The following is a 20,205-nucleotide window of genomic DNA, read 5'->3' as shown; positions in this document are numbered from 1 at the left end:
CGGGCAGAAAGGCGGCGACCGGCTTGCGGTTGCGCCTCCGCCGTCGGATCTTCGCTGCGAAGGAGACCGGGCAGATGCCGTACGACAGGTCCGAGATGACAGGCGCGCCGACCATCGCGGCGCAGCGCGCCCGCGGCCGCGCCCGTCTGGGTGCGAAGGCCCGCGCCGACCGCACGGCGATTGCCGACCTGCACATGTCCGGCAGCTCCAAGCTGCTGTTTCCACGGGCGAAAGACGCGCTTCAGGCGGTCTATCTCAACAGCTCCGGCGGGGTGACCGGCGGCGACGCCTTCGAGATCGAGGCCCGCGCGCAGGAGAATGCCCACCTGGTGATGACCACGCAGGCGGCCGAGCGCATCTACCGCGCGCTGCCGGGCGAAACCGGGCGGGTCGACACACGGCTGACGCTCGAGCCCGGCGCACGGCTCGACTGGTTGCCGCAGGAGACCATCCTCTTCGAGGGTGCGGCGCTCGACCGGCGGCTGTCGGTCGGGATGGCCCGCGACGCTCGGCTCATCGCCTGCGAGGCGCTGATCTTCGGGCGCCACGCCATGGGCGAGGTGCTGCACGACCTGCGGCTGTGCGACCGTATCGACGTCCGGGTGGACGGGCGGCTGGTGCTCGCCGACCGGCTGCGGCTCGACGGCGACGCCGCGGCGACGCTGGCACAGGCCCACGTGGCGGGCGGGGCCGGGGCGATGGCCACGGTGGTCCACGCCGCCCCTGGTGCCGCCGCAATGCGCGATCCGCTGCGCGCGATGCTGCCGGAAACGGCTGGGGTCTCGGCCATTTCCGAGGATCTGCTGCTCATGCGTCTGGTTTCCGTTGACGGTTTCGCGCTGCGAGGCCACCTTGCCCCTGTCCTGCGCCGACTGAGCGGCGCAGACCTGCCACGACCCTGGATGATCTGACCGATGCAACTGACCCCCCGCGAAAAGGACAAGCTTCTTGTCGCCATGGCCGCCGAAGTGGCCCGCAAACGCCTGAGCCGCGGCGTGAAGCTGAACTACCCCGAGGCGGTGGCGCTGATCACCGACGCGGTGGTCGAGGGCGCGCGCGACGGGCGCAGCGTCGCCGAGATGATGGAGGCCGGGGCGCAGGTCATCACCGCCGGTCAGTGCATGGAAGGCGTGCCCGAGATGATTCACGAGGTCCAGGTCGAGGCGACCTTTCCCGACGGTACCAAGCTCGTCACCGTTCACAACCCGATCCGCTGATCCAACAGGAGGATTTCGCTTGAAACTCGCCGCTCCCCTGGTCCTGCTCGCAGGCCCCGCGATGGCCCATTCCGGCACCGCTCCGCACGTGCATCCCCATGACGGGGCGCTCTGGCTGTCGACGGTGGCGTTCCTCGGCGTGGCGACGCTGGGCGGACGGATGATCCTCAAGCGGCTGAAGGCCGAGGCATGATCCCGGGCGAGCTCTTTCCCGGCGACGGGGATCTGGAACTGAATGCGGGCCGCGAGGTTGTCACACTGATGGTCGCGAATACCGGCGATCGGCCCGTGCAGGTCGGCTCGCACTACCATTTCGCCGAAACCAACCCCGCCCTCGATTTCGACCGCGAGGCGGCGATGGGACTCCGGCTCGACATTGCGGCGGGCACCGCCGTTCGGTTCGAGCCGGGTCAGCGCCGCGAAGTCGCGCTGATCCCGATTGCAGGCGCGCGGCGGATCTACGGATTCAACCAAAAGGTCATGGGAGCACTATGAATGTTTGACGAAATTCTGGGGTGGCAGCGGAGCATGCTGCGCATGGTGTCTCTCGCCACAGAGGCGCAGCAGGTGATCGCCTACCGGACCATGGGGTTCGGCGGGGTCTGGTCGGTACCGTCCTCGGAGGCGGTGCAGATGGTCTACGAGAAGGGCCCCGCGCTCATGCAGAGCTGGATGGGGGCGAGCCGCGCCGCGATGGGCGGGGCCGCGCCGAACCGGGTGCTCGACGCCTGGTCCGGACCGCTCGAGCGCAAGGCGCGGTCGAACCGCAGGCGGCTCGCGCGGCGTGGGCCGAACCTGCCGTTCTGACGGCGAGACAGGGATCTGACCAAGGAGGAGGACGGCCGATGTTTCCCCTGACCCCGCTGGACTGGAGCGTTGCGGCGCTGCAGATGGGAACGCAGATCATGGGGGCGCAGATGCGCGTCGCCCAGGTGCTGTTCGAGGCCGGCCTCCAGCAACAGAAGGCGATGTGGGGGCTGCGTACGCCCCTGCCGATGCCGACGCGGATGTCCGCGCCGGTGACCATGGGCATCTGCGGCCCGATGGCGCTGGCGGGGGCGGTCACCCGCCCGCTGCCGCGCCCGCGTGCCGGTCGCGTGGCGCTGCTCAAGGCCGTTCCCTCGACCGACAGCAGCTCCAAGCTGCGCCGGCACCGGGGTGCGACGGTGCCGACCGAGATGTCGCCCGCGCCTGCCTCCGACGGCGACGACAAAACGCCGGTTTGACAGACAAGGAAGAGCCGATATGCCAGCCAGGATTTCCCGGGCCGATTATGCCGCCATGTTCGGCCCCACCACGGGCGACCGTCTGCGGCTTGCCGACACCGACCTCATCATCGAGGTCGAGCGTGACCTGACCGCCGAGGCAGTTGGGCTCGCCTCGGGGGCCAACGCCGGCGTCTACGGTGAAGAGGTGAAGTTCGGCGGCGGCAAGGTGATCCGCGACGGCATGGGCCAGGCCCAGGCGACGCGCGCCGAGGGCGCCGTCGACACCGTCATCACCAACGCGCTGATCGTCGACCACACCGGCATCTACAAGGCCGATGTGGGCCTGCGCGACGGCCGCATCCACATGATCGGCAAGGCCGGCAACCCCGACACCCAGCCCGGCGTGAACATCGTCGTGGGTCCGGGCACCGAGGCCATCGCGGGCGAGGGCCGGATCCTCACTGCCGGCGGCATGGACAGCCACATCCACTTCATCTGTCCGCAGCAGATCGAGGACGCGCTGCACTCGGGCCTGACCACGATGCTCGGCGGCGGCACCGGGCCCGCGCATGGCACGCTCGCCACCACCTGCACGCCGGGGCCGTGGCATCTCGGGCGGATGATGCAGGCGGCCGACGCCTTCCCGATGAACCTCGCCTTCGCGGGCAAGGGGAACGCCTCGCTACCGGCCCCGCTCGAAGAGCAGATCCGCGCCGGGGCCTGCTGCCTCAAGCTGCACGAGGACTGGGGCACCACGCCTGCCGCCATCGACAACTGCCTGAGCGTCGCCGACGCCATGGATGTGCAGGTGATGATCCACACCGACACGCTCAACGAGTCGGGCTTCGTCGAGAACACGGTCGCGGCGATGAAGGGCCGCACCATCCACGCCTTCCACACCGAGGGCGCGGGCGGTGGCCATGCGCCGGACATCATCAAGATCTGCGGCGAGGAGTTCGTGCTTCCGAGTTCGACCAACCCGACGCGCCCCTACACGGTGAACACGCTGGAAGAGCATCTCGACATGCTCATGGTGTGCCACCACCTCGACAAGTCGATCCCCGAGGACGTGGCCTTCGCCGAAAGCCGCATCCGGCGCGAGACCATCGCCGCCGAGGACATCCTGCACGACATGGGCGCCTTCTCGATCATCGCGTCCGACAGCCAGGCCATGGGCCGGGTGGGCGAAGTCATCATCCGGACGTGGCAAACCGCCGACAAGATGAAGAAGCAGCGCGGGCGCCTGTCCGAGGAAACCGGCGAGAACGACAATTTCCGGGTGCGCCGCTACATCGCGAAATACACCATCAACCCGGCCATCGCGCATGGCATCAGCCAGCACATCGGCTCCATCGAGGTCGGCAAGCGCGCCGATCTGGTGCTCTGGTCGCCCGCCTTCTTCGGCGTGAAACCCGAGATGGTGCTCATGGGCGGCACCATCGTCTGTGCCCAGATGGGGGATCCCAACGCCTCGATCCCGACGCCGCAGCCGGTCTATTCGCGGCCCATGTGGGGCGCCTACGGCCGCTCGGTCGAGCACTCGGCGGTGATCTTCGTTTCCGAAGCGGCGCAGGCGGACGGCATCGGCGGCGCGCTCGGGCTGGCCAAGCAGACGCTGGCGGTGAAAAACACGCGGGGCATCGGCAAGAAAGATTTGATGTTGAACAATGCCACTCCCGAGGTCGAGGTGAATCCCGAGACCTATGAGGTGCGCGCCAATGGCGAGCTGCTCACCTGCGAGCCGGCGAAAGAGCTGCCGATGGCGCAGCGGTACTTCCTCTACTAGGCGCGACACCGTGCGGGCCGCGCTCATCGCCCCTCTCCTGGTCTTTCCGGCGGCGGCGCAGGCCGTCTGCCCGACCGCGGCGGACCTCGACCGGGGCATCCTGCTCTACACGCTCGGCGGCGACACCGAGCTGTTCCGCCGTGTCAGCGACGACGTGGTACGCTCGACCTATCTCAGCGGCGAAGAGGGGAGCGAGGCGCTGCTGGGACAGGGGCTCTACGTGCTCGACAACGTGGCGCTCGCAGATGGCGAGGTGCTGCCCGAGACGCAGATCCATTTCGACTTCCCCATGACCAGCGCCGAGATGCCCGAACCCGCGCCCGAGACCGACTGGACCGTGGACGTCACCGTCGAGGAGGCGGGCTATTCCGAGCAGGAGCATCAGAGCTACAGCTTCGGCCCGCTGACCCGCATCGGGCTGGGGCGTTGCAGCTACGACATGATTCAAGTTCGCCAGACCTACAGCCCGGATCTCTATGAGGTAACCGACTACGTGAACTGGATTCCCGCGCTCGGACTGTCCTATCTGGTGCAATCCAGCCATGCGCACGGCGAGGATCACTATGTCTACACCGCCATCGAGGCGGTGCGATGAGCGCCGAACCCCTTATTTGTTTAACATTGAACGATTTTCGAGTTATGCACCTGCAGAAACCCGAGTTTGCAGATGCAGCATTTGATGCTTCGGACAGAATGCCTTACCTATCGAGCACGGGAGGGGACCTGAGCCAACAAAGGAAGGTTTCCCATGGCATTTCTGAGCGCATCTCATCGTCACGAAAACGCACCCCTGCTTTCGCGCATCCTCGCCGGCTTCGGCGATGCGATCGTCGCGATCGGCGAAGCAAACCCGCGCCTGCGTCGCGTGGAAGCGCTGCAGCGTCTGTCGGATGCAGAACTCGCCGCCAAGGGCCTGCGCCGCGAAGACATCGTGCGTCACGTCTTCCACGACGTGTACTACCTCTGAGCCCCGGTTTTCCCGCGTGCCTTCGCGCGCGGGCCGGTGCATATCATCAAGGCCACGCGCCCGGTATCGTCCGGGGCGTGGCCTTCTTCGTTTCCGGGACCGTGTTCGCCGGTCCCGCAGGACCAAAGGACCGGACATGACCAGCCTCCCCACTGCGCACGAGATCGCCCGCAAAGGCCATTGGAGCGACGCCGCCGATACGGTGACGCTGTCCTACGAGGACCGCTTCCTGCGCCGCAAGGTGCTGACGGCGGGCACCGGTGCCGGGTTCCTGGTCGATCTCGCCCATACCGAAAGTCTCGACGAGGGCGATGCCTTCCGCCTCGGTGACGGCTCTCTGGTGGCGGTGCGGGCCGCGGTCGAGCCGCTGCTGGCGGTGACCGGTGCCGACCTGCCGCGCATCGCATGGCACATCGGCAACCGCCACACGCCCTGCCAGATCGAGCCCGACCGGCTGCTGATCCAGCGCGACCACGTGATCCGCGACATGCTCGAGCGCATCGGCGCCACGGTGACCGAGGTTGACGAGCCCTTCACCCCCGAGGGCGGCGCCTATGGCCACGGTCGCACCCATGGCCACGATCACAGCCATTCGCACGGGCCGGACTCGCACACGCACAGCGACGGCGGCGGCCATTCGCACAGCCATTCCCACGCGCACGGGCACCTGCCGCACAGCCATGACCACTGACGCGGCGCTGACGCTGCACCAGCTCTTCTCGCCCGCCTTCCCCGTGGGCGCCTTCGCCTATTCGCACGGGCTCGAGACCGCGGTGCAGGAGGGGCGGGTGCGCGACGCGACCGATCTCCGGGACTGGCTCGAGACGGTGCTGCGGCACGGGGCCGGCTGGTCCGACGCGGTGCTGCTCGCCCATGCGGCGCAGGGCGGCGACGCTGCAGAGCTGACCGAGCTGGGGCTGGCGCTCTCGCCCTCCGCCGAGCGGCGGCTCGAGACCGGGCAGCAGGGCAGCGCCTTTGCGGCCACGGTCTCGGGCGTCTGGGGCATCGAGATCCCGCCCGCGCCCTACCCGGTGGCGGTGGGGCTCGCCGTCGCGGCGCTGGAACTGCCGCTGGGCGACGCGCTGCGGCTCTACCTGCAGGCCTTCGCCTCCAACCTCGCCGCTGCGGGCGTGCGGCTGATCCCGCTCGGGCAGACCGACGGGCAGCGCGTGGTGCAGGCGCTGTCGCCGCTCTGCGCGGTGCTGGCGGATCAGGCGCAGGGCGCGGACCTCGACCAGATCGGCGGCTTCGCGCCCCTCATCGACATTGCAAGCCAGCGGCATGACATGCTCTATTCGCGGCTCTTCAGATCTTAACGGAGGCAAACATGGCATCCCCCAACGGACCCCTGCGCGTCGGCCTCGGCGGCCCTGTCGGTGCCGGCAAGACCACGCTGACCGCGGCGCTGGCGCGGGCGCTGCGCGACCGGCTGTCGATGGCGGTGGTCACCAACGACATCTACACCCGCGAGGACGCCGAGGAGCTGATGCGCCAGCAGGTGCTGCCGCTCGACCGCATCAAGGGGGTGGAGACCGGGGGCTGTCCGCACACCGCGATCCGCGAGGATGCCTCGATCAACCTCGCCGCCATCGCCGAGCTGAACGCGGCGCACCCGGACCTGGACCTCGTGCTGATCGAGAGCGGCGGCGACAACCTCTCGGCCACCTTCTCGCCCGAGCTCGCGGACGTGACGATCTACGTGATCGACGTGGCCGCGGGCGAGGAGATCCCGCGCAAGGGCGGCCCCGCCATCACCAAGTCCGACATCCTCGTCATCAACAAGACCGACCTCGCGCCCTACGTGGGCGCCTCGCTCGAGGTGATGGAGCGCGACGCCACGCGGATGCGCGCCGGGCGGCCCTTCGTCTTCGCGCAGCTGCGCCACGGCAAGGGCATCGACGAGATCGTCTCGCTGCTGGCCCGGATCGGGGGACTGCCGCTGGTGGACGCGGCGGAATAACCGCCGCTCGCCGCGCTGGCGCGGATGCGGGCATTCCCCGGTCGGCGGGGGCGCATCCGCGCGACACCAACACCAGGACGGCTGCAGCGGTGAGGGGCGGGAAGGGTCTGTCGCGCCCTGTATGTTTCGCAAAAGGCCTGCCGAAGAGCGTCTTTCCCGTGTCCGTCAGGCTCCTGCGCCGGTGGATTTCTCGCGGGCGGTGCTGAGGGCGCGGACCGGCTGGGCGGCCTTCACCTCGCGCAGCTCCGCGTAGCGGTCGTGGTACTTCTCGACCTTGCCGAGATCGTAGAGGTAGTTGACCATCACCCCGCCGGATTGCCGCAGCCCGTTCTCCGAGATGTCGGCACCGGCATGCACCGCCTGCACCATGGCGCCGTTGCCGAGGTGGAAGCGCGCCACCGGGTCGACGGGCTGGCCGTCGGCGCGCTTGGCGTTCAGCAGGTAATGGGCGGCGTGCCCCGCCATGGCCTTGCCGTCGCGCGGTTCGTAGCGGATGCCCTGCCGCTCGAGCCAGCGCACGAGGCCGGGGATCGGCGACAGCGTGACGAAGGTCTTGAGCCCCGGCAGTTCGGCGGCGAGGTCCGAGACCACCTGCTTGATCAGCGAGTTGCCGAACGAGATCCCGGCCAGCCCCGGCTGGCAGTTCGAGATCGAGTAGAACACTGCGGTATCGGCCACTTCGGCGCTGCCCGGGGTGCGGTCCTCGGCCAGCAGCGCCTGGATGGAGCCCGGCGTCCCGCGCGAGAGCGCCACCTCGACGAAGATCAGCGGCTCGTCGGGCATCGCCGGGTGGAAGAAGGCAAAGCAGCGCCGGTCGGCCGGTTGCAGGCGGCGGCGCAGGTCGTCCCAGGACTGGATCGTGTGCACCGCCTCGTAGGCGATGATCTTCTCGAGGATATGCGCGGGGCTCTCCCAGCTGATCGGCCGCAGCACGAGGAAGCCGCGGTTGAACCACGACCGGAAGAGGTTGCGGAAATCGAGATCGAGCGCCTGAAGCGCCGGATCGTCGACGCCCAGCCGCAGCAGGTCGGCGCGCATCTGCACCAGCCGCTCGGTGCCGCCCGGAACCTGGTTCAACTGCCGGATCAGCGCCTGCCGGGGCGCCTCGGTGGCGTGGGTGAAGGCGCGGTAGCTGGCCCCCGAGGGCGCGGCCTCGTAGGCATCCAGCGCCGCCCGCAGCGCCGCGGGATCGAGGTCGTAGGCCTCGGCGATGTGCCGGAACAGCGCCAGCCGTGAAGCGTCGTCCATCTCGGCGTAGCGCTGCAGCACGCGGCGGGCGAGCGCCAGCGCGGCGGTCTCGGAGGTCGTCCCCATCAGGTCGGCGATCAGCGCGTCGGTGCTGCGCGGGTCGCGCCGCAGGATCGGCCCGATCCGGGTGCGGCGTTCGAAGACGGTGGACAGCAGATCCGCGAGCAAGGTCATGTTCCGGCCTCCCGTTGGGGCGGCCGGGGCGGCGGCCGCGTCTCCACAAAGGTCGGCCTCCGTGCGCGGGAAATCAAGCCGAGCGCGCCGGGGAATCGCTGCACTGCGGCGGTGGGTCGCTCAGGCGACGGCCGAGATGCCCCGGATCGCCCGCGCCAGCGACTTGGGATAGCGCACGAAAAGGATCGCCGGGTTGCGGATGCCCTCGGCCGCGATGGTCTCGGCCAGCGCGCCCAGGGTGGTGCTGACGTGGCGCTCCTGCGGGGTACTGACCGAGGCCACGATCTCGACCGGGCATTCCGCCGGGGCGCCGGCGCCGATGAGGTCGTCGCGCACCACCGCGGCACGTTCCACCGCCATGTAGAAGGCCATCGAGGTGCCCGGGTGCGCAAGCCGGGCGCGGTCGGGGTTGGCGTCGCCGGGGCGGCAGGTGCCGGTGGTCACCGCGAAGGTATCCGTCTCGCCACGCTCCGTGAGTGGATGGCAGATGGAGGCTGCGGCGGCGGAGGCGGCGGTGATGCCGGGCACGATCTCGACCTCGATGCCGGAGGCGCGGGCGGCGGCTATCTCTTCGCAGGCGCGCCCGAAGATCGACGGGTCGCCGGATTTCAGCCGCACGACGCGCAGCCCGAGCCTGGCCTTGGCCACGATCAGCCGGTCGATGCGGCCCTGAGGCCAGGCGCAGCGCCCCACCTCCTTGCCGACGTAGATGCGCTCGGCCCGCGGCGAGGCAAGCTCCATGATCTCGGGGTCGACGAGCCGGTCGTAAAGCAGCACGTCGGCGCATTGGATGCGCTCGAGCGCACGCAGGGTGAGAAGGTCCCGCGCACCGGGCCCGGCGCCCACGAGGGCGATGTGGCCGGCTTTGCGCGACTGGAGGTCTTGCTGGGTCATCTGGTCCGTCTCCATGCAGAACATGAGTGCCAAAAACAAAAAAAGCCGCCGATGCGTCGCAGCGATAGATGCGACGGATCGAGCAGCTTTGCTCATCGGTCCCGGACGTTCGGGAGACTGTTGCGGCGCCGTTGCCGCAATGGAGCGAGCAAAAGCGCGGGTCGGGGATTCGATCAACAGGTTTTTGCGGCTACCGGCTAGCAAGAGCCCTTGCAGCGGGTTCCTGGGCCGACGGATGCGCGTTTTGCGGGCAGGACCGCGGGGATCGCCCGGATCAGTCGCGGCGGCGCCCGATGCTGACCCGGCCCTCCGCATCGGCGCGCAGAATGGCGAGTTCGCCGTATTCGAGCGGCGGGGGGCAGGGCAGCGCCAGCGTCATCGGGTTGCGTCGATTCATTCAATCCTCCCCACGGCCGGAATCGCCCTTCGCCTGGGGGCCGTTCCGGTACGTTTCCGGGCGCTGCAAGCAAGCGCGGGGCGACTGGTCAATTTACTTGCATTTTCAAGTAAAATGCCTCGCGCCGAGGGCCCGGGCGCCCGCGTGGGCGCCCGTTATGGTGTGACATGACCGCTCGGATCAGAACGGGTATCAGGCCAGCGCCTCGTCGCAGCGGGCGCAGGTGGCGGCGTGGGAATGGGTGCCCACGTCCGGCAGGATCTTCCAGCAGCGCTGGCACTTGTTGCCGTCCGCCTTCTCGAAGACCACGCCCACGCCCGGCACTTCGGCCATTCGGAAGGCTTCCTGCGGTGCCGGGTCGGCAGTGAGCGCGATGCCCGAGGTGATGCAGAGGTCATCGAAGGCGACCGACTTCAGCGCCGCCAGCATGTCGGCGTCGTCGACATGGACCACCGGTGCGGCCTCGAGCGAGGCGCCGATCACCTTGTCGGTGCGCTGGATCTCGAGCGCCGCGGTGACGGCACGGCGGGCAGCGCGGACCTTGGACCACTTCTCGGCCAGCGCCTCGTCGCGCCATGCGGCGGGCGTCTCGGGGAAGTCCACGAGGTGCACCGAGCTCTCGTCGCCGGGGAAGCGGTCGAGCCAGACGTCTTCCATGGTGAAGACGAGGATCGGCGCCAGCCAGGTGGTCAGGCGGTGGAACAGCAGGTCCATGACCGTGCGGGCCGCGCGGCGCCGGGCGGTGTCGCCGTCGCAGTAGAGCGCGTCCTTGCGGATGTCGAAGTAGAAGGCCGACAGGTCCACGGTGCAGAAGGTGAAGACCGACTGGAACACCGACTGGAAGTCGTAGCTCCGGTAGCCCTCCTGCACCTTCGCGTCGAGCTCGGCGAGACGGTGCAGCACCCAGCGCTCGAGCTCGGGCATGTCGGCGGGTTCGACCCGGTCGGCCTCGGAGAAGTGCCCCAGCGCGCCCAGCATGAAGCGCATCGTGTTGCGCAGGCGGCGGTAGCTGTCGGCCACGCCCTTGAGGATCTCCGGCCCGATCCGCTGGTCGGCGGTGTAGTCGGTCTGGGCCACCCAGAGCCGCAGGATGTCGGCGCCGTACTGCTTCACCACCTCTTCGGGGACGATGGTGTTGCCGAGCGACTTGGACATCTTGTTGCCCTTCTCGTCCAGCGTGAAGCCGTGGGTCACCACGTTGCGGTAGGGCGCGCGGCCCATGGTGCCGCAGGCCTGCAGCATGGAGGAGTGGAACCAGCCGCGGTGCTGGTCGGTGCCTTCCATGTAGACGTCTGCGATTCCGTCCTCGGTGCCGTCGGCTCGGTCACGCAGCACGAAGGCATGGGTCGAGCCACTGTCGAACCAGACGTCGAGCACGTCGAACACCTGCTCCCACTCGGCGGCGTCGTAGCCGTCGCCGAGGAAGCGTTCCTTGGCGCCCTCGGCGTACCAGCAGTCGGCGCCCTCGGACTCGAAGGCCTCGCAGATGCGGGCGTTGACCTCGGGGTCGCGCAGCAGGAAGCCCTCGTCCGTGGGCAGGGCGCCCTTCTTCACGAAGCAGGTCAGCGGCACGCCCCAGGCGCGCTGGCGCGACAGCACCCAGTCAGGGCGCGCCTCGATCATCGAATAGAGACGGTTGCGGCCCGACTGCGGGGTGAACTTCACCAGCTCGTCGATGGACCGCAGCGCGCGCTCGCGGATGGTGGTGCCGTAGGTGTCCTGCCCGTCGCCCACGGCGCGGTCGATCGAGGCGAACCACTGCGGGGTGTTGCGGTAGATCACCGGCGCCTTGGAGCGCCACGAGTGCGGGTAGGAGTGCTTGATCTTGCCGCGCGCCAGCAGGCCGCCGACCTCGGCGAGCTTGTCGATCACCATCTTGTTGGCGTCGCCTTCCTTGCCGTTGGGCTTGAGGATCATCTTGCCGCCGAAGAACGGCAGGTCGGCGCGGAAGGAGCCGTCCTCCATCACGTTGTAGGTGATGACCTGCTCGAGCATCCCGAGATCGCGGTAGAGCTCGAATTCCTCCATTCCGTGCGAGGGGGCGCAGTGCACGAAGCCGGTGCCTTCCTCGTCGGTGACGAAATCGGCGGCGCGGAAGTCGCGGGGCTGGTCCCACTCGCCGTCCGAGCCCTCGGCCCCGGCCAGCGGGTGCTGCAGGCTCATGGCGGCGAGCTGCTGCGGCGTCACGTCCGACACGCGCGTCCACTGGCCTTCCTCGAGCCGTGCCCGGGCAAAGGTCTGTGCCGCAAGCTTGTCGGCAAGGATGTAGCGCTCGCCCTTCGAAGCCCAGCACTCGTCCGGGGTGTCGGTGATCTCGTAGAGCCCGTACTGGTAGTCCGCGCCGAAGACGACCGCCTTGTTCGACGGGATGGTCCAGGGCGTGGTGGTCCAGATCACCACGTAGGCGCCGAGGAACTTCTCGCGCACCTCTTCCACCGCCTTGGCGACGGCGTGGCGCGACTCGCTGCTTTCCTCTTCGCTCGGGCGGTCGGCTTCCGGCGAGTCGAAGTCGGTAACCTTGAACTTCACCCAGATGGTGAAGCTTTCCTTGTCATGGTACTCGACCTCGGCCTCGGCCAGCGCGGTCTGCTCGACCGGCGACCACATGACCGGCTTCGAGCCCTGGTAGAGCGTGCCGGTCATCAGGAACTTCATGAACTCCTCGGCGATCACGCGCTCGGCGTGGAAGTTCATGGTCAGGTAGGGATCGGCCCAGTTGCCGGTGATGCCGAGACGCTTGAACTCCTCGCGCTGGATGTCGACCCAGCCCTCGGCGAACTTGCGGCATTCCTGCCGGAAGTCGATGACCGGCACGTCGTCCTTGTCCAGGCCCTTGGCGCGGTACTGCTCCTCGATCTTCCACTCGATGGGCAGGCCGTGGCAGTCCCAGCCGGGGACGTAGCGCGCCTCGTGGCCCATCATCTGGTGCGACCGGACGATCATGTCCTTGATCGTCTTGTTCAGCGCGTGGCCGATGTGCAGGTGGCCGTTCGCATACGGCGGGCCGTCGTGCAGCGTGAAGGGGGGGCGACCCTCGGCTTTCTCGCGCAGGCGGTCGTAGACGCCGAGTTTCGCCCAGCGGTCGAGCCACGCCGGTTCGCGCTGGGGCAGGCCCGCGCGCATCGGGAAGTCGGTCTTGGGGAGGTTCAGCGTGTCCTTGTAGTCAGGCATCTGGTCAGGCGTTTCGGCGCACATGATCTGCGGTCCCGGTTCTTTATTCGTGGCATGGGAATGTTCGGTCGGCGCGGTGGTTCATACGCCTTGTCCCGGCGGCTCGTGTGGTCAGAGCGCCGGGCATGTAATTCGAATGATGATCTCGAAACGGCCCATCATGAGCGGCCTTATAGGCTTGCGACTCGCGATGGTCCAGTGCCTGCAAGCGACGCGGGGCAGGTGACGGAATGGGCGGAAATCCCCGGATCGGGCGGGACTTCAGGCGCTCTCCCGCCGGTTCCCGCGATGCCGCAATGCGGCGCGGCGGGGATTGGCGCATCGCAGATGCAGCATCCGGCAGTCTTCTGCCAGAAAGCGCGTCCAGCGCGGGGGGGATGCAACCGGGTCCCAGCGGTCGTGGTTCACTGGGTATCGAAGGCGCTGCAGGAGGTGGCGCCCCAGACCAACGAACCTCGTGAACCCACGGACAAGGAGGTCCGACATGGCCTATTACAACGAAGAAGAGCGTCGCTCGAACCTGCGGGCCGACCCGCAGATGAACATGGCAACCAGCACCCGCTCGCGCGGGACCGTCACCGGCCTTGTGGTGGCCGTGCTGGTGATCATCGGTCTCGTCATCGGTGTCAGCTTCATGGGCGGCGACGACGCCGTCGAGAACCCGGCACCGGCAACCGCGACCGAGACGGTCCCCGAGGCCGGCACCACCGGCGTCGCACCCGATGCCGCAGCGCCTGCCGACACCACCACCGCTCCGATGACCGACGAAGGCGCAGAGCCCGCAGTCCCCGCCGCGCCGGCCGAGTAACCGTACGCGGTCCGGCCATACGCCGCCCCCGACCGGGTCATATCCCCGGCACACCCCGCCATCACTCACGGAGGACGCGGACGGGGGCGGAGAGGTCAGAAAAGCAAGGGACGCCACGCCCGATCCAAGCACGCCGGAGGCGCCCGTCGCCTCCGGCGTAATCATGCCTGAAAGGTGAAGCGGCGAGAAACAGCGCAACCTCTGCACGCATTGGGCGAAGCGCCGCCCAACCGCCAGGGCCTTCGGAATAAAGCGCGACAGGCCCCCGAAACGCAGGCAGAGAACCGAAGTCTGTTAACCCATCTTTCAAGTGCTGCCATGACCCGATTCCAGGAAGACCTGAAGGGCACGCCGCCCCACGAGAGCTTTGCGGCTGCCGATCTCCGCAAGCTCGACCGTGCCGCGATCCTCGTGTTCGCTGTGCTGCTCGTGCTCGGCGCGCTGGTGGGGGTCGATGCGGTCAGCACGACCCGCGACAGCCTCGAGTCCCCGATCGAGGCGCAGGCCATCGAGCTGCACTGACTTGGCCTTGCGACCCTCCCGGATCTCTCAGAGCGTGAAGATCACCCCCACCGCGTAGGCGATCGTCGCCGCGAGCCCGCCGATGAGCGTGGTCTCGACCCCGGACCGCCACCAGCTCGCCAGCGACCAGCGGCTCTTGTAGGCGCCGATGGCGAAGAAGGTGGCGAGCGTAAGCACCGCGGCCACGGGGAAGGCCTCGGGCACGTCCAGGATGAAGGGCAGCAGCGGCACCAGCCCCGCCGCGAGGAAGGCGCCGAAGGTGGCGAAGGCCGCCTTCAGCGGGTGCGGATCCGCGGCTGCCAGCCCGTGGGTGCCATCGAGGATCATCGCGAGACTGTGGCGCGGGACCCGGGCGATCTGCCCCGTCGCGGCCTCGAGCGTGTCGTCGGAGAGCCCCTTGGCGGCGAGGATGTCGTGCAGTTCCGCCCGCACGCCGGACGGGTCGCGGGCGATGCGCTCCGCCTCGAGCCGCCGCAGCCGGTTGAGGTCGTCGAGCTCGGCCTTGGTGCCCGAGTAGTTGCCCGCCGCCATCGAGAAGCCGTCGGCAAAGAGGTTGGCGAAACCGAGCGCGAGGATCACGAACGGGTCGAGCCCGGCCCCCGCCACGCCCGCGACGATGGCAAAGGTGGTGACGGAGCCGTCGAGCGCCCCGTAGATGATGTCGCGGAGATGGCCGTGGCCATCGGGTTTTGCAGGGCTGGCTTGGGTCATGGCTCGCCTCTCTGCGGCGACCATGGCGCAGGCGGCGGCGGGCGGGAATGAGATGGATCAAACGCCGCGCGGGCGCGTGCGGTTCAGTCCCGGTCCGAGGTCCTGACCAGCCCCGACAGCGCCGTGCGCACCACCGACCGCGCCGAGGGACGCCTGGTGGTGGCAAAGGGCAGGGGGCGGCAGACCTCCATGGCGGCGACGCCGACCCGGGCGGTGAGCGCGCCGTTGACCAGCCCCTCGCCGAAGCGCCGCGACAGCTTGCCGAGCAGCCCGCCGCCGAGGATCGGCTCGAGCATGTCGTCGCCCACCGCAACGGCGCCGGTCGCCACGAGGTGGGACATGACGGCGCGGATCAGGCGCCAGCTGCCGAGCGTGCCGGAACGGCCGCCGTAGATGTCGGCGATGCGGCGGATCATCCGCAGGTTCGACCCCAGCGCCGCGGCCACGTCCGCCAGTGCCAGCGGCACCAGCGCGGTGACGGTGGCCACCTGCCGGGCCGCGGCCTCGACCTCGCGCCGGGCGGCGGCGTCGAGCGGTGCTAGCAGCTCGGTCTCGGCAAGGCCGATCACGCCCTGTGCGTCGAAGATCTCGGGCCCCCGGTCGCGCATCCGCTCGCGCCCCCAGCGGGTGTCGTCGCGCCCGGCGTAAAGCGCCGTCAGCTTGCCGGTCACCGCGCGGGCGGCGGCGAGATCGTCGTCGGCCAGCGCCGCCGTGGCCGCCCGGTGCAGCGCATCGACCCGCGACAGGCGCGACAGCGCGGCCAGTTCCTTGATGACGATCAGCAGGATTACCAGCAGGAACAGCACCATGAGCGCGGTCACCGCGTAGCCCAGCAGCGGCACCGAGGCGATAAGATCGGTGACGAAGCGCCATGCGGCGACCGAAATCAGCGTCGAGACGAGCGTCCCGAGCAGCGCCCAGAACCAGCGGGCCAGCCGCGACGGTCGGCGGGCAGCCAGCGCCGCGGCGGTCGCCATGGCGCGGCCCTCGGGCAGGGTGGGCTGGGTCTCGGGCTCGGGCACAGGCGGCGCCTCGGCGGGCGATGCAGGGGCGCTGTCGTCCTCGAGTTCGAAGAGCACCGGGCCGCTGCGGCCCTTGCGGTCGGGATCGTCGGTCATGGGCGGATCTCGCTTTCGCTGCCGTCGCGGGCGGGGGCATGCCAGCGGTAATGGATGTCGGGCAGGCCCTCGTCGTTCTGCGAGCCGTCGCTGCGTCCGACGACGGTAAAGCCCGCGCGCTCGTAGAAGCGCTGCGCGCCGTGGTTGGCCTCGAAGGTCCAGAGCTCGAGCGTGGGACAGTGACGCTGCGCCTCGGCCATCAGCGCCCGGCCGATGCCCGTGCCCTGCGCTGCCGGGGCGATGAAGAGCGCATGCACGTAGACGTCCTCGCGTGCGAGGAAGCCCAGCAGCGCGCCGTCCGCGTCATCCTCGGCCACGGTGACCCAGCCCGCGTCGATCATCTGGCCGGCATGGGCAATGTCCTCGGCGCCACTGTGAAGACGCGGTTTCCACGGCCGCTCCGTCGCCGCGTCGGACATCATCGCGCCAAGCCTGCCGGCGTCGGTGGGGCGCGCCGGGCGCAGCCGGGGCGTCACAGCCGGTCTCCGAACAGGAACTGCGCGGCGCGGTCGAGGCGGATGTGGGGCGGGCCCTCGCCGGGCTTCAGGGTGAGCGCCGCCGGGGCGAAGCGCATGATCGCGTAATCGCCGTCGAGCCAGCGCTCGGCGCCGTCGCGGGCGGGCCCCAGCAGGCGGCCGGGGTCCTCGGGCAACTCGCCGGGGTAGAACGCGGCCTCGCGCCCGCGCGTGCCGTCATCCTGCAGCAACGTGCCGCGTACGCAGTCGAGCTGGCGGCCGTTGTGGGGCAGCGCCTGCTCGACCGTGGCGCGCAGCGCGGCGATGGCCATGGCGCCGGTCTCGGCCCCGGCAAAGCGCGCGCGGTCGCGGGCATCGCGGGTCAGCGCCTCCATGATCGCGGTCAGGCGCCCGTGCTGGGCGTGGTGCAGGTGGTCGGCCTTGGTCGCCGCAAACAGGATCTTCTCGACCCGCCGCCCGCGCAGCAGCTGGCTGAGGAAGGCGTTGCCGCCGGGGCGGAAGGCGCCGAGGATCTCGGCCATGGTGCGGCGCAGGTCCTCCATCGCCGCGGGGCCCGAGTGGATGGCCCCGAGCGCATCCACCAGCACCACCTGCCGGTCGATGCGGCTGAAGTGGTCGCGGAAGAACGGTTTCACGATCTGCGCCTTGTAGGCCTCGAAGCGGCGCTCCATCTCGCGCCAGAGCGACTGCCGCGGCGGCTGGTCGATGCGGGGCAGGGGCGCGAAGGTCAGCGCGGGGCTGCCCTCCTTCTCGCCCGGCAGCAGGAAGCGGCCCGGGGTGCAGTCGGAGAAACCGGCGTTGCGGGCCATGTGGAGCGCCTCGGTGTAGCGCGCCGCCAGCGCCTTGGCGCGGGGCTCCTCGAAGCGGCGGGCGCTGTCCTCGGCGCGGGCCATGGCGACGTAATCGGCGCCGCCGGGACGGGTGGCGATGCGCGCCAGCGTCTCCTCGGCCCACTCGGTGTAGCTCTTGTCCATCAGCCGCAGGTCGAGCAGCCATTCGCCGGGGTAGTCGACGATGTCGAGGTGGATCTTGCGGGCCCCGGAGACCCCCGCCAGCAGGCCGGTGGGGCGCAGCTTCAGCGACAGGCGCAGCTGCGACACGGCGCGGGTGCTGTCCGGCCAGTGCGGCACATGGGCGGTGAGCGCGCCGAGATGGGTCTCGTAGTCGAAGCGCGGCATGGTGTCGTCGGGCTGCGGCTGCAGGTAGGCCGCGAGGATCCGGCCCTCGGCCTCGGCCACCAGCTGCGGCATGCGGCCGCGGTCCAGAAGGTTGGCCACCAGCGAGGTGATGAACACCGTCTTCCCTGCCCGTGCCAGCCCGGTGACCCCGAGCCGGATCACCGGTTCGGTGAAGGGGGACGTCAACGTGTCGGTCACGCTCTCGACGCTTCTGGTAATCGTGTCGGCGATGGTTCCGATGACCAATGTCTGCCTCTTCCTCTGCCCGTCTCGTCTGCTCGCGCGCTCTCTCTATCTAGAGCCGGGGCGGCGCGGTTGCCAGAGCGGCGCTCAGAAAGCCACCTGCTGCAGCAGCCAGACGTTGATGGCCGCAAGCAGCGCCGCCGCCGGAACGGTGATCACCCAGGCCGCGACGATGGTCAGGAAATGCGAGCGCCGCACCAGCCGTCGCCGGGTCCGCTCCTGCGGGGCCATGGTGCGGGTGTCCTTGCGCGCGCTCTGCTGCTTGCTCGACCGGTGGTTCTGGTACCACTCGCGGAAAAAGCCCACCCCGAAGACGCTGCCCACGGCGATGTGGGTCGAGCTCACCGGGAGGCCTGCGCCCGAGGCGGCGATCACCGTCACCGCGGTGGAAAGCGCCACGCAATAGGCGCGCATCGGGTTCAGTTTCGTGATCTGGCTGCCGACCATGCCGATCAGCTTGGGCCCGAAGAGCACGAGCCCGAACGAGATGCCGAGCGCGCCGATCAGCAGCACCCAGGGCGGCATCGCCACATCACCGGTCGTGGGTGCGTGGCTGTGGATGTAGACCACGGCGGCCAGCGGCCCGACCGCGTTGGCGACGTCGTTGGCTCCGTGCGCAAAGGAGAGCAGTCCGGCCGAGGCCACCAGCGGCAGGCGGAACAGCGTCTTGAGCGAGCGGTTGCGGTTCTCGAGCCCCGCGGACTGTTTCCGCACGAAGGGCACCGCGATGGCACTCGTCACGCAACCGACCGCGACGCCTGCCAGCAGCGACTGCCCGAAGGTGATGTCGACGAGATGCGAGAGCGCCCGGTCGGTGAGGTAGGTGGTGAAGGCTCCGGCCATCAGCCCGATCAGCAGCGGCACCCAGCGCCGGGCGGCGGCGATCTTGTCCTCGACCTGCACGATGCGCCACTCGATGAAGGCGAGCATCGCCACCGCGACCAGCGCCCCCAGGAGCGGGGAGAAGGTCCAGCTTGTCGCGATGAGCCCGACCGTGGACCAGTTGACCGCCGCCGCGCCCACCGAGACCACGCCCGCGCCCACCACGCCGCCCACCACCGCGTGGGTGGTCGAGACCGGCGCGCCGATCCATGTGGCGATGTTGATCCAGACCGACGCGGCGAGCAGCGCCGCCAGCATCCCGCGCACGAAGACCAGCTTGTCGGTCACGGTCGCGGGGTCGACGATGTCATGGGCGATGGTGCGAACCACGTTTCCGCCCGCCAGCAGCGCACCGGCGCTCTCGCAGACCGCCGCGATGGCGATGGCGCCGAGCATCGGCAGCGCCCGCGCGCCCACCGCCGGGCCCATGTTGTTGGCGACGTCGTTGGCCCCGATGTTGAGCGCCATGTAGGCGCCGAAGGCTGCGGCGGCCACGACCGCGAGGCTTCCCGGCTCGCCGCCCGTCAGGATCAGCGCCGCCAGCGTGGCGATGGTGACGAAGGCAAGGCTGATGCCGACGCCCACCAGCGGGCGCGCGGCATACATGGTCGCCGCCTCGAGCCGCGAGAAGCGGCCGAGATCCTGATCGAGAGCCTTCCATTCTGGCGCGCTGTTGTGACCTGCCACCTTGCCTGTTCCCGGAGCCCCTGACCGCGTGCCGCGCTCAGCCCGGGTACATGCGCTACAGCAGGTCGGGGAGGTTGCGAAGCAGGTCCTTCAACTCGTCTTCGTCTACCATCTCCGCCGCTGCAAGGGGAGAGAGCCAGCGCCGTTCGCGCTGACCGACTTCCGGGTAGCTGTCGTGCAGGCGCCGGACTTCGACCGCGTAGACGTCGACGTCAGTGGCGACGGGCAAACCGCCCTCCATCACCTTGTCGTAGCGGTAGCGTCCGATGCGCCGGGGCCGGTCGCCCTCGCAGATCTCGACGCCGGCCTCTTCCCAAGCTTCCTGCACCGCCGCACCCCCGGCATCGGTGTCATACATCGGCCAGCCCTTGGGCAGGATCCAGCGATGCGTGTCGCGTGAGGTGATCAGCAGAACTTCGGGCCCGTCCTGGCCGTTTCGATGGCACAGGGCCGCGATCTGGAACCGCGGAGGGCGGCGCAGCATGGGGGCGATGTAGCTCTTGAAGACGGTCGAGATCATGGGGCGGATGCGGACTTTGCGGTCGGGTTGCGGTGGGC

General features: G+C 69.4%; 24 protein-coding genes. 14 read left to right on the top strand and 10 right to left on the bottom strand.

Features of this window, described 5'->3' with window-relative positions:
- Positions 1 to 74: 74 nt before the first annotated feature.
- The 12 genes from BLQ77_RS01370 to ureG all read left to right on the top strand — a co-directional run bounded on the left by BLQ77_RS01370 (position 75) and on the right by ureG (position 7,138).
- Entirely contained in the window at positions 75 to 911 is an 837-nt protein-coding gene (locus BLQ77_RS01370) for an urease accessory protein UreD (RefSeq protein WP_089954480.1), read from the top strand.
- Positions 912 to 914: 3 nt separating this feature from the next.
- Positions 915 to 1,217 carry an urease subunit gamma gene (locus BLQ77_RS01365; protein ID WP_008884617.1) on the top strand — a complete coding sequence of 101 codons (303 nt, stop codon included), beginning with the start codon at positions 915 to 917 and terminating at the stop codon, positions 1,215 to 1,217.
- A 19-nt stretch (positions 1,218 to 1,236) separates the two neighbouring features.
- Positions 1,237 to 1,410 carry a hypothetical protein gene (locus tag BLQ77_RS28625; protein ID WP_165616998.1) on the top strand — a complete coding sequence of 58 codons (174 nt, stop codon included), beginning with the start codon at positions 1,237 to 1,239 and terminating at the stop codon, positions 1,408 to 1,410.
- Positions 1,407 to 1,712: an urease subunit beta gene (locus tag BLQ77_RS01360; protein ID WP_008884221.1), complete on the top strand. Its 306-nt coding sequence runs from the start codon at positions 1,407 to 1,409 to the stop codon at positions 1,710 to 1,712. The genes BLQ77_RS28625 and BLQ77_RS01360 overlap by 4 nt, the downstream gene beginning before the upstream one ends.
- A complete protein-coding gene (locus BLQ77_RS01355) occupies positions 1,713 to 2,024 on the top strand; it encodes a hypothetical protein (RefSeq protein ID WP_008886057.1) in 312 nt (103 codons plus the stop codon).
- A gap of 38 nt (positions 2,025 to 2,062) precedes the next feature.
- The gene (locus tag BLQ77_RS01350; protein WP_089954479.1) at positions 2,063 to 2,443 is read left to right on the top strand and encodes a hypothetical protein; all 381 of its coding nucleotides are present in this window, start codon (positions 2,063 to 2,065) and stop codon (positions 2,441 to 2,443) included.
- Positions 2,444 to 2,462: 19 nt separating this feature from the next.
- The gene (ureC, locus tag BLQ77_RS01345) at positions 2,463 to 4,211 is read left to right on the top strand and encodes an urease subunit alpha (RefSeq protein WP_089954476.1); all 1,749 of its coding nucleotides are present in this window, start codon (positions 2,463 to 2,465) and stop codon (positions 4,209 to 4,211) included.
- 10 nt (positions 4,212 to 4,221) lie between these two features.
- Entirely contained in the window at positions 4,222 to 4,806 is a 585-nt protein-coding gene (locus tag BLQ77_RS01340; RefSeq protein WP_089954473.1) for a hypothetical protein, read from the top strand.
- Positions 4,807 to 4,959: 153 nt separating this feature from the next.
- Positions 4,960 to 5,178, top strand: a complete 219-nt coding sequence (locus BLQ77_RS01335) for a hypothetical protein (protein ID WP_008885750.1) — start codon at positions 4,960 to 4,962, stop codon at positions 5,176 to 5,178.
- 136 nt (positions 5,179 to 5,314) lie between these two features.
- Positions 5,315 to 5,869: an urease accessory protein UreE gene (locus BLQ77_RS01330; protein ID WP_089954471.1), complete on the top strand. Its 555-nt coding sequence runs from the start codon at positions 5,315 to 5,317 to the stop codon at positions 5,867 to 5,869.
- Positions 5,859 to 6,494, top strand: a complete 636-nt coding sequence (locus BLQ77_RS01325; protein ID WP_089954469.1) for an urease accessory protein UreF — start codon at positions 5,859 to 5,861, stop codon at positions 6,492 to 6,494. The genes BLQ77_RS01330 and BLQ77_RS01325 overlap by 11 nt, the downstream gene beginning before the upstream one ends.
- Positions 6,495 to 6,505: 11 nt before the next feature.
- A complete protein-coding gene (ureG, locus tag BLQ77_RS01320; RefSeq protein ID WP_089954466.1) occupies positions 6,506 to 7,138 on the top strand; it encodes an urease accessory protein UreG in 633 nt (210 codons plus the stop codon).
- 165 nt (positions 7,139 to 7,303) lie between these two features.
- On the opposite strand, the gene BLQ77_RS01315 is transcribed toward ureG, so the two are convergent.
- The 4 genes from BLQ77_RS01315 to ileS all read right to left on the bottom strand — a co-directional run bounded on the left by BLQ77_RS01315 (position 7,304) and on the right by ileS (position 13,046).
- Entirely contained in the window at positions 7,304 to 8,560 is a 1,257-nt protein-coding gene (locus BLQ77_RS01315) for a malonyl-CoA decarboxylase (RefSeq protein ID WP_089954464.1), read from the bottom strand.
- 120 nt (positions 8,561 to 8,680) lie between these two features.
- On the bottom strand, positions 8,681 to 9,454 hold the full coding sequence (gene cobA / locus BLQ77_RS01310) for a uroporphyrinogen-III C-methyltransferase (protein WP_089954838.1): 774 nt from the start codon (positions 9,452 to 9,454) through the stop codon (positions 8,681 to 8,683).
- A 274-nt stretch (positions 9,455 to 9,728) separates the two neighbouring features.
- Complete coding sequence (locus BLQ77_RS29595; RefSeq protein WP_278184669.1) at positions 9,729 to 9,851, bottom strand: hypothetical protein; 123 nt, start codon at positions 9,849 to 9,851, stop codon at positions 9,729 to 9,731.
- Positions 9,852 to 10,043: 192 nt separating this feature from the next.
- Positions 10,044 to 13,046 carry an isoleucine--tRNA ligase gene (gene ileS, locus BLQ77_RS01305; RefSeq protein WP_089954461.1) on the bottom strand — a complete coding sequence of 1,001 codons (3,003 nt, stop codon included), beginning with the start codon at positions 13,044 to 13,046 and terminating at the stop codon, positions 10,044 to 10,046.
- Between the two features lie 460 nt (positions 13,047 to 13,506).
- On the opposite strand from ileS, the gene BLQ77_RS01300 reads away from it, so the two are divergent.
- Together BLQ77_RS01300 and BLQ77_RS01295 are read left to right on the top strand one after the other, a co-directional pair.
- Positions 13,507 to 13,830, top strand: coding sequence for a hypothetical protein (locus BLQ77_RS01300; RefSeq protein WP_089954457.1), 324 nt, complete (start codon positions 13,507 to 13,509; stop codon positions 13,828 to 13,830).
- A 318-nt stretch (positions 13,831 to 14,148) separates the two neighbouring features.
- Positions 14,149 to 14,352, top strand: a complete 204-nt coding sequence (locus BLQ77_RS01295; protein WP_008885243.1) for a hypothetical protein — start codon at positions 14,149 to 14,151, stop codon at positions 14,350 to 14,352.
- Between the two features lie 27 nt (positions 14,353 to 14,379).
- Here BLQ77_RS01295 and BLQ77_RS01290 read toward each other — a convergent pair whose 3' ends face one another.
- The 6 genes from BLQ77_RS01290 to BLQ77_RS01265 form a co-directional block, all read right to left on the bottom strand.
- Complete coding sequence (locus BLQ77_RS01290) at positions 14,380 to 15,063, bottom strand: VIT1/CCC1 transporter family protein (protein ID WP_089954455.1); 684 nt, start codon at positions 15,061 to 15,063, stop codon at positions 14,380 to 14,382.
- An 83-nt stretch (positions 15,064 to 15,146) separates the two neighbouring features.
- A complete protein-coding gene (locus BLQ77_RS01285; protein WP_089954452.1) occupies positions 15,147 to 16,181 on the bottom strand; it encodes a YcjF family protein in 1,035 nt (344 codons plus the stop codon).
- Positions 16,178 to 16,657, bottom strand: a complete 480-nt coding sequence (locus tag BLQ77_RS01280; protein WP_089954450.1) for a GNAT family N-acetyltransferase — start codon at positions 16,655 to 16,657, stop codon at positions 16,178 to 16,180. Before BLQ77_RS01280 ends, BLQ77_RS01285 begins: the two co-directional genes overlap by 4 nt.
- Positions 16,654 to 18,081, bottom strand: a complete 1,428-nt coding sequence (locus BLQ77_RS01275) for a YcjX family GTP-binding protein (RefSeq protein WP_089954447.1) — start codon at positions 18,079 to 18,081, stop codon at positions 16,654 to 16,656. Before BLQ77_RS01275 ends, BLQ77_RS01280 begins: the two co-directional genes overlap by 4 nt.
- 84 nt (positions 18,082 to 18,165) lie before the next feature.
- Positions 18,166 to 19,647 (bottom strand): inorganic phosphate transporter, encoded by a 1,482-nt coding sequence (locus tag BLQ77_RS01270; protein WP_089954444.1) that lies wholly within the window; start codon positions 19,645 to 19,647, stop codon positions 18,166 to 18,168.
- Positions 19,648 to 19,702: 55 nt separating this feature from the next.
- Positions 19,703 to 20,167, bottom strand: a complete 465-nt coding sequence (locus tag BLQ77_RS01265; RefSeq protein WP_008884778.1) for an NUDIX hydrolase — start codon at positions 20,165 to 20,167, stop codon at positions 19,703 to 19,705.
- Between the last annotated feature and the right edge of the window lie 38 nt (positions 20,168 to 20,205).

The sequence above is a fragment of the Salipiger thiooxidans genome, assembly GCF_900102075.1.
In the GTDB taxonomy this organism is placed as follows: Bacteria; Pseudomonadota; Alphaproteobacteria; order Rhodobacterales; family Rhodobacteraceae; genus Salipiger; species Salipiger thiooxidans.
Note: the sequence above shows the minus strand (reverse complement) of the source record. Positions and strands in the feature narration are given on the sequence as shown.